The sequence below is a fragment of the Hathewaya massiliensis genome (assembly GCF_902143515.1).
GTDB lineage: Bacteria > Bacillota > Clostridia > Clostridiales > Clostridiaceae > Hathewaya > Hathewaya massiliensis.
The window spans coordinates 138,438-150,830 of the sequence record NZ_CABFVD010000007.1; the positions used below are offsets into that span (position 1 = coordinate 138,438).

Annotated in this window: 18 protein-coding genes and 1 pseudogene; all 19 read right to left on the reverse strand. The window is 29.1% G+C overall.

Features of this window, described 5'->3' with window-relative positions:
• Window positions 1-15: 15 nt before the first annotated feature.
• Window positions 16-216 (reverse strand): hypothetical protein, encoded by a 201-nt coding sequence (locus tag FNZ64_RS12745; RefSeq protein ID WP_142415385.1) that lies wholly within the window; start codon window positions 214-216, stop codon window positions 16-18.
• A gap of 16 nt (window positions 217-232) precedes the next feature.
• On the reverse strand, window positions 233-535 hold the full coding sequence (locus FNZ64_RS12750) for a hypothetical protein (protein ID WP_142415386.1): 303 nt from the start codon (window positions 533-535) through the stop codon (window positions 233-235).
• Window positions 528-722 carry a hypothetical protein gene (locus FNZ64_RS12755; RefSeq protein WP_142415387.1) on the reverse strand — a complete coding sequence of 65 codons (195 nt, stop codon included), beginning with the start codon at window positions 720-722 and terminating at the stop codon, window positions 528-530. Before FNZ64_RS12755 ends, FNZ64_RS12750 begins: the two co-directional genes overlap by 8 nt.
• A gap of 2 nt (window positions 723-724) precedes the next feature.
• Window positions 725-1,864 (reverse strand): hypothetical protein, encoded by a 1,140-nt coding sequence (locus FNZ64_RS12760; RefSeq protein ID WP_142415388.1) that lies wholly within the window; start codon window positions 1,862-1,864, stop codon window positions 725-727.
• A gap of 79 nt (window positions 1,865-1,943) precedes the next feature.
• Complete coding sequence (locus tag FNZ64_RS12765) at window positions 1,944-2,375, reverse strand: helix-turn-helix domain-containing protein (RefSeq protein ID WP_142415389.1); 432 nt, start codon at window positions 2,373-2,375, stop codon at window positions 1,944-1,946.
• Between the two features lie 42 nt (window positions 2,376-2,417).
• Window positions 2,418-2,750 carry a hypothetical protein gene (locus FNZ64_RS12770; RefSeq protein ID WP_142415390.1) on the reverse strand — a complete coding sequence of 111 codons (333 nt, stop codon included), beginning with the start codon at window positions 2,748-2,750 and terminating at the stop codon, window positions 2,418-2,420.
• A gap of 158 nt (window positions 2,751-2,908) precedes the next feature.
• Window positions 2,909-3,148: a holin gene (locus tag FNZ64_RS12775; protein ID WP_142415391.1), complete on the reverse strand. Its 240-nt coding sequence runs from the start codon at window positions 3,146-3,148 to the stop codon at window positions 2,909-2,911.
• Complete coding sequence (locus tag FNZ64_RS14765; RefSeq protein ID WP_185903780.1) at window positions 3,130-3,270, reverse strand: hypothetical protein; 141 nt, start codon at window positions 3,268-3,270, stop codon at window positions 3,130-3,132. Before FNZ64_RS14765 ends, FNZ64_RS12775 begins: the two co-directional genes overlap by 19 nt.
• A gap of 6 nt (window positions 3,271-3,276) precedes the next feature.
• Window positions 3,277-3,423, reverse strand: coding sequence for a hypothetical protein (locus FNZ64_RS14770; RefSeq protein WP_185903781.1), 147 nt, complete (start codon window positions 3,421-3,423; stop codon window positions 3,277-3,279).
• A 14-nt stretch (window positions 3,424-3,437) separates the two neighbouring features.
• Window positions 3,438-4,265: a peptidoglycan recognition protein family protein gene (locus FNZ64_RS12780; RefSeq protein ID WP_142415392.1), complete on the reverse strand. Its 828-nt coding sequence runs from the start codon at window positions 4,263-4,265 to the stop codon at window positions 3,438-3,440.
• An 81-nt stretch (window positions 4,266-4,346) separates the two neighbouring features.
• The gene (locus tag FNZ64_RS12785) at window positions 4,347-4,601 is read right to left on the reverse strand and encodes a hemolysin XhlA family protein (RefSeq protein WP_142415393.1); all 255 of its coding nucleotides are present in this window, start codon (window positions 4,599-4,601) and stop codon (window positions 4,347-4,349) included.
• A 69-nt stretch (window positions 4,602-4,670) separates the two neighbouring features.
• Entirely contained in the window at window positions 4,671-5,372 is a 702-nt protein-coding gene (locus tag FNZ64_RS12790; protein WP_142415394.1) for a hypothetical protein, read from the reverse strand.
• 113 nt (window positions 5,373-5,485) lie between these two features.
• Window positions 5,486-6,571 carry a signal peptidase II gene (locus FNZ64_RS12795; RefSeq protein ID WP_142415395.1) on the reverse strand — a complete coding sequence of 362 codons (1,086 nt, stop codon included), beginning with the start codon at window positions 6,569-6,571 and terminating at the stop codon, window positions 5,486-5,488.
• A 10-nt stretch (window positions 6,572-6,581) separates the two neighbouring features.
• Window positions 6,582-7,580, reverse strand: coding sequence for a hypothetical protein (locus FNZ64_RS12800; protein WP_142415396.1), 999 nt, complete (start codon window positions 7,578-7,580; stop codon window positions 6,582-6,584).
• 11 nt (window positions 7,581-7,591) lie between these two features.
• Window positions 7,592-7,837: a hypothetical protein gene (locus tag FNZ64_RS12805; RefSeq protein WP_142415397.1), complete on the reverse strand. Its 246-nt coding sequence runs from the start codon at window positions 7,835-7,837 to the stop codon at window positions 7,592-7,594.
• 16 nt (window positions 7,838-7,853) lie between these two features.
• Window positions 7,854-9,830 carry an RNA polymerase beta'' subunit family protein gene (locus FNZ64_RS12810; RefSeq protein ID WP_142415398.1) on the reverse strand — a complete coding sequence of 659 codons (1,977 nt, stop codon included), beginning with the start codon at window positions 9,828-9,830 and terminating at the stop codon, window positions 7,854-7,856.
• An 11-nt stretch (window positions 9,831-9,841) separates the two neighbouring features.
• On the reverse strand, window positions 9,842-11,356 hold the full coding sequence (locus tag FNZ64_RS12815) for a hypothetical protein (protein WP_142415399.1): 1,515 nt from the start codon (window positions 11,354-11,356) through the stop codon (window positions 9,842-9,844).
• A gap of 30 nt (window positions 11,357-11,386) precedes the next feature.
• Window positions 11,387-11,917, reverse strand: a pseudogene (locus FNZ64_RS12820) (hypothetical protein); the annotation flags it as partial.
• 1 nt (window position 11,918) lies between these two features.
• Complete coding sequence (locus tag FNZ64_RS12825; RefSeq protein WP_243129276.1) at window positions 11,919-12,311, reverse strand: hypothetical protein; 393 nt, start codon at window positions 12,309-12,311, stop codon at window positions 11,919-11,921.
• Between the last annotated feature and the right edge of the window lie 82 nt (window positions 12,312-12,393).

Genomic DNA, 12,393 nt, shown 5'->3' on the forward strand with positions numbered 1-12,393 from the left:
GGGCTATTATATAGATTAGTTTCTGCCTTCATAGAACTCCACTGCGCTAACTTCAGTTAATTCTTCAATTAAAATTTCGATTATTTCATTTTCAGAAAGGTCGTTATTTTCTTCAAGTATTGTTTCAAAATACTGCTTATTTTCTTCGTATAGTTTTTCGGCTCTTTCTCTTTGTTTTTTATTTTCGATTAATCGAATTATGTCTTTTATTTTCATAACTATTGCCCCCTTTTTAATCTTCCATTAAATCACTTAAATCATGTTCCTTAGGTACATTAAAGTATTTAGGTTTTTTATGCTTTACAACCTTCGCATAAGCATAATATCCATTATCGTTAAACACCCCAATAACGGATATATCTCCATTGGAATACCCTTTAGGTGTCTCTTCAAAACATGAATTCAAGTTAATCATCTGCTTTTCGGTGAGCCATAATCTTTCCTTAGGCTCACCATCCATGCCTATTTCAACAACATATTTATTTAGCTTAGTAACATGCTGTTTGGATATTATATTAGTGAATCTTTTAAGCATTATTTAAATCCTCTAAGAATTCTATAAAATCAGCAATATCTGCACAGTTGCAATTCTTATTATTTACGATTTCAAGCATTGCATTTGCACATTTATTCTTTTCTGCATATGCAATTAATTCTGTTTCATTGTCCCATATAAATTTTATTAGCTCTTCCTCGTGTATTGCTTTTAACTTATTTAACATAATTAATCCTCCCTTAAATCATCCAATATATCATCATTGGATTTTAATATTTCTTCTAATCCATCTTTAGGTGTTTCTTCTGTAACTTCTGCTGGTGCAACTTTTTCAACTTTGCTTAATTCTTCTTTGTATTTTTCTATAGCTTCCAGTGCTCCTGGACTAAATTTAAAGCTATACAATCTAGCAAACTCTTCAACCTCTTTATAATGCCCTATATCAACAAGCATACCATTATCCCAACGCGCTCCCGGAAGTGATTTAGCCAAATTATACATTTTGTCGCTATACCCTTCCCATTTTACTACTAATTTATTTTTATCTTTACGTTTCATTATCCATCTAGTACATTCTTCTTCATATTCTGCATTTATTGCATTATTCCTTACAGTTTCCTCTAATATGCAAATTGGGAATCCGGCATTAAGAAGTTTGTTTCCCAGTTCTGCAGCTCTATCTTCTGCAGTTCCGGTTGTCATAGTGATTTTTCTTTCCCATACGCCTTCCCATTTGTACCCTAAACCTTTTACAATTTCTCTAAATCCCTCATTTTTTTCAAATTTAACTTGGATCTTATCATCTGAATATGTTATTTCAGCAACTGCATTGGTAATTTTGCTTTCAGGGAAAACTGTACTTTCTAATTTAACTTCCTTTTCTTGTTTTTGTTCTATTACTTTTTCTTCTGTTTTAATGGCATTTTTTCTTTCAGTAACAATTAATTGTATAACCTTACCTCTGTTTTCTATCCAATACTTAGCATCTATTTTATTTAAAAGCATATAGTCTATTATACATTTAACTTCACTTTCTTTTAACCCGTGAAGTTCTCCGCTTAATCTCTCATATCTCTTTAATTCATTCTCATCTATTTTATTTACCTTGTCTATAAACTCTTGTCTAATGGTATTTGCCCAAGCAACTTGCTTTGGAGTACCTGTTAGATCTGGCAATTCCATTTCTTTTGCTTTTTCTTCTGCTTCTAGTTGTTTTCTTTCTCTTTCTTGTTGTAAATATTTTTCATAGCAATCAGGACACATCTTTGAAAAAGCATTTTCTTTTTTCCACTCTCTATCTTTTACAGGACCTATAATATCAACTCTTCCTTCATGTCCGCATGAAAATGTTCCATAATACCATGCCATAATTGACAACCCCTTTCTTTATCTTAATTAAATTATACCGTACAATTTGCCGACCGTCAATAGGCAAATTAAAATACACCTATTTTAATTTGCCATATACTCTTTCCATAGCATCTTTTGTAATAAGAGTAATTCTACCAGCCTTTCTATAATCAAACCACTGTTCAAACTTACCATTTTGAATCGCTTTTCTAATGGTGCTTTCATCTTTACCCCAAAGTAAAGCAGCTTCTGTTGTAGTATAAACTCTGTATAAGTCAATATCCGGATCCTCTATTGTTAAGACCATATTCTCCCTTATAGGTTCGCTCCAAAGCCCTTCCACTACACTTATTGTTTTATTTTCGGAAAGCTCATTAAACTCACCTACTTTTTCAACATAAATATTTCTGTTACGTCCATCAGAAACACTTCTGTCACCCCATTTTATTGCCAAAACCCTAGATTGGAAACTTTGAAGTAATTCCTGTAATTCTTTTGATTCTAAAATTTGTTTTCCAGTTAATTTCATACTTAACCCCTCCATTCATTTTAAAGAAGATATTGAAATTTTTTAAGCTACAAGAACTCTTCTAGCAACTAGATCCCATTCTGGATGCAAGCTTCTTATTTCAGCTGCTTTCTTTTTTAATGCCCACATCTTAGGCATGTTATTGTTTTCTAGCCAACCATTAGGGAACCATACATTCATTTTTCTTTCGTTCCCTAATATATCTTCAAAGAAAATAACTAAACATTTGGCTTTAGCAGTTTCTTTAACTACTACAACTCCCTTAGTGCCTTTAGCTTCTACCCAAGCTAATTTTAAAGCCATGCTTAATCTTGCTGAATAATCTCCTTCTAAAGTTTTTGCTATTTGATGTGCTCTTGTCATAATTTCTCTCATTTTCAATATCCCCTTTCCTTATCTTTAATTATATTATATCACGTTAACGGGAAAAATAAACATCTTTTTTCACGTTGAAGGGAATAACCATTCGACAATTTAAGACAAAAAATAAAAAAAGTAGCCACAGCCTAAGCCATGACTACCCATTAAAATTATTATTTAAAGTTTTCAATAACATTCTTACCAGTTGAATAAAATCCACCAGCAGTTAATCCAATAACCAATCCATACATTAATCCTTCTTTTGTTCCAGTACCCATAAATAACACCCCAAATATGCACCCAATTATTAAATTTAAAACTGGAATTAATTTAGGTTTTACTCCTATGCTCTTAAAAAATTCTGCTAATGCCATAACTAACCCTGTTAAAACTCCTAAACTTGTAAAATCCATGTGTTTTCCTCCTTAAAATTGCTAAAACTTTGTGTTTTAGCTTGTATTGAATTATTTTTATTTAGACATAGAAAAGGATTAGAAAGCTTTTTTATGTTCTCTAGTCCTATCTTATATGCCACTTATTTTTACTCTTCTTTTAATTTTTCTATAATATTCTTGCAATACTCTATTCCTAATTTAAATCCTTCATTTTTGTCTTTACTCCATGATTTATTATCTTTATCTTTATAAAAGTCTATTTCTTTTTTAAAAATATTTAATATTTGTTCCATAAGTTCACCTCTCTTTAATTGAGTTTCTCAAAAAATTTCTTCCATGTATTCTTTCCTACAACCCCATCTGAATTTAAGCCATATCTCTTTTGGAAACTAGATATTGCATCTTCTGTTCCTTGTCCAAAAACTCCATCTGCTCCGTATGGCTTAAGGAAATTAATATATCCCATATTGATAAGCATTTCTTGAATTATTTTTGTTATATTTCCTATAGCACCTCTTTTGCATGTAGGAGCAGCATTAAGAGTATTAGGACCAACTATGCCATCAACTGATATACTTCCAAAGCCTTGATTATTTATTTCTTGTTGAAGTCTTTTAATCAATTCACTTTTGCCACGATCTTTAGTCTTTGAAGTAACTTGTTGAACGTCTGCCTTTATTCCTTGATTTCCTTTATTATTTCTAAAATCTTCTAAAGGGAAATATTGTCCTGGACAGTCTGAACTTCCTCTCTCTCTATGTCCATATATAGGCATATCTCCATATTGATTTTTAAGATATTGTATTAACTCTAATCCTGCATTAAATTGTACATTAGGCATTGACTTGTCTTGATCATGGTATCTACCTTCAAAGGCAACACCTATTGAATTTTGGTTAGCACCTTTGCAGTGAGCTCCTATAGTCCAGTCTGGTCTACCTTTGTATATAGAACCATCTTTTCTAATGTAGTAGTGATAACCTATCCCAGACCAACCAAAGCTATCTCTGTGCAATTCATGTAGTCTTTCTACTGTCCATCCATTGCACTCTGTATGATGCAATATAATCTCCTTTGGTGTATTATTATGTGGTGATGCATTTCTAAAACTAAGGTTTTTATCTATAATGTTCATAATATCTTCCTTTCTTGTTTAATTTTTGTATACAATATAAACGTGGTAAATAACTAAGTCTACAAATCAATGTATACACTTTTATTTAAATAAATTTCTTTGTATTGCATAAAAAAAGAAGCCTACAAAGCTTCCTACTAATAAACCTATAAACCATTTCATTGTGCTTACTAAAGAACTAATTTGCTCACATAAATTTTCTATTTTTGCTTCTGTTTTAGATTGATATTGTTCTAATTTATCTATCCTTTCACTATGATTATTAATTCTTCTCTCATGAACTTCTATTTTTTCATCTATCCTCTTGTGTCTTTCTTGACATATTCCCTTTTCCACATTGCACCTCCAGTAAAATAGGCAATAAAAAAAGACTACTCTCTAGTCCTGTTTATTGCCTTTTAGATTTTATTTTTCTTCCATTCTCAATATTTCTAAATTATCAAATTGTTTCTGTAGTTTATCAATAGGTTTAAAAGTTTCTGAATTAATTGTTGTATTTTTAGTTAAAGTATTTAAATCTTTAAATCCATAAATGTTATAGTCTTCTTTAGTTAATATATTTTTACCTTCTAATTCAGGAATCAAATTATATTGGTTGTTTGAATAATATTCAGGTTTAATTGTGTAATAGTGATTGTTATTTTTTAAGAGATAATTATAATCTTTAACAGTTTCTATATACCACTCCGAATCTATTCTAAAAGGCTCATTTAATGGACTTGTAAATTTATAAGTTCCTTTCGGTAAACTTTCTATAGTTTTTTCCCACTGTGCTTCCTTTACCTGTGTTGTTTTTTGGGGATAATGCCTAGTTACATCTATATATATCCCATTTTCTAACTTAAATATATTCAAAGGTGCATTTCTATCAGCCCATGTTGTTGTACCACAACGCCATATGTTCACAATTGGGGTTAATATTTCGATTTCTAAATAGGCATTATTTCTCCAATAAAATACTCTTGATGTATTCCACTCGTCAGGTGTGGTACCATCAAACAAACCAAAGTTGTTTATTGTACCTCCTCCAATGCCATTAAACGATATAACTTTATATTGTGCTTCTTTCCTTAATCCGTCAATGCTAGGTTTCGCAATTCCTGCCATAATATCACCTTCCTTTGTTTATTTTCTTTAATTATGCATTATCTACATATATAATTTTATATGTATTATCTTTAGTAAATTTATAAGTTATTGTTTTACTATCTTCACCAAAACTAATAATTAATTTTTATATCTCCATTAAACTTAACATACACTTGTAGCAATGTATTTGAAGCATACACCACATCAAAAGTATCTTCTTTAACTTGTATCCACTTACCTTGTCCATCATACTGTAAATCTAGGTTATCTAATTCCTCAATATCTGTAATATTATTCATACTAAATAAATAAGCAAATCTTATCTTTTTACTTGTTACTAATTCATTCCAAAACACATCATTAATTTTATTGAAAATTTCTATACTCATGCCATTAACTCTGACACTTTCTATATCTAAATTTATATCTACCCATTTGTCAGTTTTAAATGTTTTCCATGTCTTACCGCTATCTACACTGCAAACTATTTTCATATTCTTACCTGTAGCAGTTAGCTTAAAGTAGTCTATATGCTCTACATTGCTTAAGTTCATATCACCTGTTGGGATTAATAATCTATCAAATGGTATAGCTTTAATTCTTAGTTTCTGTATTAAGCCTTCTTCAAAATCCTCAAATGCTACTATGCTTTTATATTTACTTAAATCAAGCATAGTAGAATATTCCTTAAATGTTTCTTCATCTTTTGTTACTGTATAATCTTGTATATGCTCAATTTTCAGATGTGCTTTCCCATCAAAAATTAACATGTCATCTTTTTTAAAATCATTACTTTCACCATTTGTAAACTCATTTTTGGTTATTATTTGATCTTGTGTACCAGTTGTATCATATCTTAGTACATTTACTCTAGGAACTTTAAAGTCTAAGGTATTTATAGGTATATTTATTATTCTTGGCTCTGTATTACTACCTACAATACCCATCTTAGATATTTGTTTCATACCCGCTCCGACTATTTCTCCAGCATCTACACCATCTATAGTTGTGAATTTACCCGTATCCTCACTATAAGCTACTAACTGCTTATTTTTCTTATTTACTACATCAACATCTTCTAATTCTTCAAATTTAGTAATTCTTTTAGCAACTATTTCTTTTTGTATTTTTTCACTTGTCCAACCTGTTTTATTAGAAATCACACTATCGTCAAAGACTATATCTTTATCTAAGGTTACATTAAAAAACTCACTCATACACTCACCTCTATTCACGAATAACTAGTTGAAAATCCCTAACATTAAAGTTGTGGTTATCTGCATTTTTTATAATTTTAACAAGTAATTGCTTAATCTCTCCTGGAGCTATAGTGTCTATTGTTAATATGTCAAAATAATCCTCCCCATTCCATGATAATTGAACTAAATCATTAGTAGTCGTTTCAGTTCCTATAGTAATATTTTTATATTCTTTATTACTTATATTTTTAATACTTATAAATTCCTCTAAGTCCTGCAATAAAACTGGATTAGTGTTTGTTACTACAGTTCCATGATAAATTATTTCAAAATTATAAGGGCTTAAAATATAAATATCTCCATAACCAAGATTGAACAAATCAGATTTATAAAATTCTTTACCAGTAGTATCTTTAAATATAAAATATCCTTCTATTTTATTATCTAAAAACACTTTACACTCCATATCAGCATTAAATTCTCTAGTAAGGATTAATTCATCTTTGTTATTGTAAAATTCAACTATAGAGCCTTTTGGTGCATTTTGCAAGGTAACATAAGCGTTAGCATAAACCTTATAATTATTAAGTATAAAATCTTCATTACAATGCTTTGTAAAGCCTTGTTTATTTATAGACTCTGTAAACTTCATACCACCTATATTTTTATATTCCTTTCCATCATTACTACTATACGCTTGGATATAACCATCTTTTCTTAATATCTTCCAATACTTGTTTTGTTCGTTGAGTTTATTATCTTTAATTCCAAAAGTATAATCATTGTTACCTAAATAAATCATGGAATAATTATCTTCGCTCATGGTTTTAAAATTTTCTTTTTCTAGCTCTATTACAAATTCTTCATAGTCAAACTTTCTTTCAATTTTATTATTAGAAATTAATTTCAACTTACCTGTTTTAATATCTCTTACAACATTCGCACTTCCAGCAAAATCTGAAAAAGAAGAAGCTAAGAAAAAATTCTCAGCTTCAAGTAGCCCATTTTTAACTTTTATAAGTTTCATGGTATTATCTCCTATACAGAAGGTGTCATAACTGTGTCTATCGGTACTATTTCAACAACCATAATTCTATCAATAGAACAATATTGTCCACCACGATTTAATATTTTCCTCGCTTCTTCTTTGACTTCATCAAAACAATTAGTAGTGTGTGCTATGTACCACCCATTATTGCCACATTGAAAAACTCCCCATGTTTTCTGTCTTGGGTTGTTGAAACTTCCTTGATTTTTGTTTGTAACTGCACTATAACCTGCCATAATATTACCTCCATTTTTAAAATTTTTGTGTTTCTATATAATAATGTCTTTTAGATTTAAGTTTATCTAATGATCCAATTAAATCACCATTAGTTAGTGTCCTATTAAACAGTCTTTCTATATCCATATATTTTAGATTTCTCCATAATGGGACTATGTCAAAGTGATGGTACTTCATATAGTCTATAAGATTAGCAAATAACATACCTGCATATTTAATACCTATCATTTTATCCTGTGTATGATCTTTATCTGCCATAAACCAAACCTTTTCAGCTTCCCACCTTATCCATCTATATGTCCTTAAGTAGTGCTCTCTACTACCTTTTAGATTCATCTCCTGCACCGTTGTATCTAAGTTCAACCAATCCAGTAATACTTCCATAATAAACTCAATAGATTCATGACCACTTGCATTAGCAAATTGACTAGCACTATGCTGCACTATCATGCCTACTATGTTTACCATATCAATCATTATTTCAATAGATAGATTTATTTCTTCTAATCCATAACCTAAATCTATGCCTTGTAAATCTTCTAAATAAGGCATAAAGCTTATAGGATGTTTATTTTTTTCTACTAGCCAACCATGTTCTCTATCTTTTCTATTAATAGACAATGCTTTCTTTAAATAGTTATAATCATATGGAAGTATCTTTTTGTCATAAGGCTCTATTGCTCCTAATACCCACCATCTTTGTATAACTTCTAAATCTGTAGTAGTGTATGGGAGATAAATATCTATTCTAAATTTATTCAATCCTTTAAGCTCATTATATTTATTTATTAATATTTCTTTATTTAATCCTTTAATTTCAATTCTATTATCAATTTTCAATTCATCTTTATTAAATCCCAAGGTATTACCCTTAAAAATATTTTTAAAACTCATATATTTTTGTAATGAGTTAGAATTGTTTTTAAATATTTCAATAATTTTATGTTTATTTAAATTTATAGAATCACATTTACTTAATCTAATAATAGTATCTTTATTTAGTTCCAGTATATTATTAATTTTAGAAATTCTTTTTAAAGTGTTAGTATAAAATAATTTAGTATCAATAGATTTTACAATGTTCTTTATATTATCTTTTTCTATATTGGTATAGTTGTATTTATTTAGTCTAAAATTATTTATTTTATATACTAGATTGCTATTTGTTATTTGTCGAAGTCCTTTCTCATTCTCCCTGTCTAAGTAAATGCTTGTTAATATATCAGCTTTCTTTATATCTACTCTGTTTACATTAAGGATATTATTTTTAATATTCATAGATCTAATAGTATATTTATCTAAATATCTATTATTTTTAATAATACCTAAGCCTTTTTCTTTATTCTTATCTAAATAAGTTGCACTAGTTTTAGTTAACTCTTGTTTTCTAGTTACGTCTATATTGATACTGGAATTTATGCTCATACCTTTTAGGAAGTCTAGATCTAATCCAGTGCTAAATTCTATAGTGATATATTTAGATTTATTATAATTCTCAACATTAATTGTATAATCTGAATTACTTAATTCTATTTTTGAATCTCTCACAAATTGTTTTAGTGATACATCTTTAAATAATCCTAAACAGTGAGTATCTAGTAAGTTTTTAGCTTTAAGCATGTTTATATCAACATCATTACAATTTAAAGCTGATAGATTTTCTTTAATTATTTCTTTTTCTATAAAATTTAACTCTTTTGCCGTAGATTTACTTATAAGTTTATTGGTTTTATCTAAGCTGATTTCTATATTTTTATATACTTCATTATTAGCATTTATAATAATGTCTTTACCACTATATTTATCAATTTCATTAGTGCTACCATAAAAACTTTTAATGTCAATTTTATTAATTTCAGTTTCATTTTTCTTATAAAATAATTTAGTCTTGTTTTTAGAAATATCCTCTCTTGTGTCACATTTAAAAGTGGCACTAGAAAGATTATCCCCTACATAAGTAAAACTACATAAGGGAATTGTATGTAGGGGCATTTAAATCACCTCTATTCTGCCGTTTTATAACATCTAATAGCTATACAGTATAAATTATTGGCACTATTGTTAAGGAAGTAATAAGGTGCTGTAATCTTAAATTTTTTATAGTTCTCTTCTTCATCAGTACCTTTCTTATAAACAAGTTTATCCATATCATAAATAGCTGAAGCATCTCCAGCTAACACGTTAACCATTTTACCTCTCTCCATATCCACTGGATGTACAAGGGTAATATCAGAGAATTGATGTTTCTTGTGATTCCATCTTGAGCCCTCTGTATTGCATTTATCCATGAATGAATGAGTTGTGTAAAACCCTGGATAATGAGGTTGCATTGGCATACCAATTTTATTGGCTATCATACATACATCTGTAACTCCTGTTGCTGTTCTTTCTCCAAACTTTTTTGTAAAAAATGGTTGGATATCTGAACTTGTAGTTACACCAAAATTATATATATCATCTGTACTAGCACTATCCTCCATTGGTTTAACTACTCCAATATAAGCATATGAAGTAAGATAATTATTGTAAGGGTAGTTATCTGCACTAGGATCCCCTCTAAGTACAATATTAATTGCATCTTTAGTAACATTAATCCAATATTGAACCGGTAACCAATCTCCTATATCCTTAGTTAAATGTTTATACCAAGCCAACCTAGAAGGTACAGAGCAACTTTCTTCGACTAAATCTTTAACTTGAACCTCTGTTTGTTTTCCATCTACATTTAGTATTTTTTTAGTATCATGAATTTCTTTCCCAATAGCGATATACATATGATTTCTATTATCCATTTGTCCTTTTAAAAGCGCTAGTTTTTCTTTTTCATTTTGAGTTAGTTCCATTTGTTGTCTATAACTAGCTAATGAGCTTTGCTCACTGGATGTAAGTTCTAAACTTGAATACTGTTTATACATTATTAAAATGATACTATCATAATACAATCTTCTATTAGTTTTTAAATCATTCCAATCTTTTAATTCTTGAGCAGTTAAATCATGTGCATTTTTTAATGTATCCAACTCATTCTGCTCTGCTGTAGAAAGACTTTCACCATTATTGTATTTTCTAAGTAGCAATAATTCCCTTTCATCAGATAGTCTTTTTCTCATTCTCAATTCTTGCATTTTAGTCTGTTCATCTGTGGTCAAAGTATCTGGATTTTTCTTAATTAGATTTTTCTCTTCGTAAGTTAAGGGCATGGACTCAACATATCTATTAAGAAGTTTTATTTCTTCTTCCGTAAATGGTTTACTATAGTTTTCTTTATCTAATAGCTGTTGCTCTTCTGACGTAGGTGTTAAAGCTGCAGTTCTCTCAAATCTAACATAAAACTCTTTATTATAACTTGTAGTAGCTTTTATTAAGCTAAAATCTTTTATAGTGTCTACTGTTGTTGGGTATACAAGATCCCATTTGTAAGTCCCTGCATTTGTTGTTATTTCTTTAGTTAAATTTTTTATTATATCCTTAACACTTGTACTGCCTTCAATATAATAAAAATTTTCTGTAATAGCCATATCATCAACCTCCTAAGTTTAAATTATTTTTATATATTCTAAGTCCACGATTATTTGCCTGCTGTTGCCACTCTTATTATCTAAAATAAAAGAAATAGGTGTATTAGCATTAACTTTAAAATGAGTATTAAAGTATTTATGCTCTCCTATTTCCTTAATAGTTGCATTATCTATTATTTTATTTTTATTAATTACTAAGCTATAAGTATCTTCATTTTTCCACCCAGTCTGATTGAAATGTAGTCCAGTGATGTGTATATCTTTGTCAAATTTAAAATCTACTTTATTCTCTTGTATTACTGGTGGAATATCTAAAAGTTTACTTTCTATTTTCTGTATGCCTTCATATTTAATGTGGATTAAACCTTCTATTTTCTTCTTCAAACCTTCGTACTTTACACTAGGTAATAACTCTTTTACTTCCCCTAATAAAGCCTTAATATTATCTGTGGTAAGTTGTGAGTATTTATCTTTCAATTCATTATTTATTAATTCTAACAATTTCTTTTTTAAATCATCTGTTAGTTCATCAAAATTAACTATATATTTAGGTAAACTCATATTAAACACCTTCTAATACATTAAAATCTACCCATACTACTTTACTACTTCCACTTATATTATTAAAAATAAATTTAATAGCACCATCTATAGGGTAAAATACATTAAAGTATTTATGCTCTCCATATTCCTTAGTTCTAACACCATCAAATAGCTTTTTACTCCCTACTACTAAATCCCAACTGTCCTCAACTCTCCATGCACTTTGACTATATGTAACCCCTGTCAATTTACCACTATAATTTACCTCTATAGTGTGTTGTCCTTTAATAGCTGGGATCTCTAACATTTTTCCGTATATCTTCTGTGTTCCACTTGTGCCTAAATTGTTACTTAAGCTATCTAGTTTTACACCTAAAGCATTTAAAGCGGTGATTAAATCGTTATAGTCCACGCCTTGTATTTTATCTTTTATTTCCTGTAGTAAACTTTCTATGTCTTTTGTAGAAAATGTTATGTTTTCTATATCTACATTA

Coding starts and splice junctions, on each gene's coding strand:
- FNZ64_RS12750 (WP_142415386.1), bottom strand. CDS start 535: ATGCTTAAAAGATTCACTAATATAATATCCAAACAGCATGTTACTAAG.
- FNZ64_RS12815 (WP_142415399.1), bottom strand. CDS start 11,356: ATGGCTATTACAGAAAATTTTTATTATATTGAAGGCAGTACAAGTGTT.
- FNZ64_RS12770 (WP_142415390.1), bottom strand. CDS start 2,750: ATGAGAGAAATTATGACAAGAGCACATCAAATAGCAAAAACTTTAGAA.
- FNZ64_RS12760 (WP_142415388.1), bottom strand. CDS start 1,864: ATGGCATGGTATTATGGAACATTTTCATGCGGACATGAAGGAAGAGTT.
- FNZ64_RS14770 (WP_185903781.1), bottom strand. CDS start 3,423: ATGGAACAAATATTAAATATTTTTAAAAAAGAAATAGACTTTTATAAA.
- FNZ64_RS12775 (WP_142415391.1), bottom strand. CDS start 3,148: ATGGATTTTACAAGTTTAGGAGTTTTAACAGGGTTAGTTATGGCATTA.
- FNZ64_RS12755 (WP_142415387.1), bottom strand. CDS start 722: ATGTTAAATAAGTTAAAAGCAATACACGAGGAAGAGCTAATAAAATTT.
- FNZ64_RS12765 (WP_142415389.1), bottom strand. CDS start 2,375: ATGAAATTAACTGGAAAACAAATTTTAGAATCAAAAGAATTACAGGAA.
- FNZ64_RS12805 (WP_142415397.1), bottom strand. CDS start 7,837: ATGGCAGGTTATAGTGCAGTTACAAACAAAAATCAAGGAAGTTTCAAC.
- FNZ64_RS12790 (WP_142415394.1), bottom strand. CDS start 5,372: ATGGCAGGAATTGCGAAACCTAGCATTGACGGATTAAGGAAAGAAGCA.
- FNZ64_RS12780 (WP_142415392.1), bottom strand. CDS start 4,265: ATGAACATTATAGATAAAAACCTTAGTTTTAGAAATGCATCACCACAT.
- FNZ64_RS12810 (WP_142415398.1), bottom strand. CDS start 9,830: ATGCCCCTACATACAATTCCCTTATGTAGTTTTACTTATGTAGGGGAT.
- FNZ64_RS12745 (WP_142415385.1), bottom strand. CDS start 216: ATGAAAATAAAAGACATAATTCGATTAATCGAAAATAAAAAACAAAGA.
- FNZ64_RS12800 (WP_142415396.1), bottom strand. CDS start 7,580: ATGAAACTTATAAAAGTTAAAAATGGGCTACTTGAAGCTGAGAATTTT.
- FNZ64_RS12795 (WP_142415395.1), bottom strand. CDS start 6,571: ATGAGTGAGTTTTTTAATGTAACCTTAGATAAAGATATAGTCTTTGAC.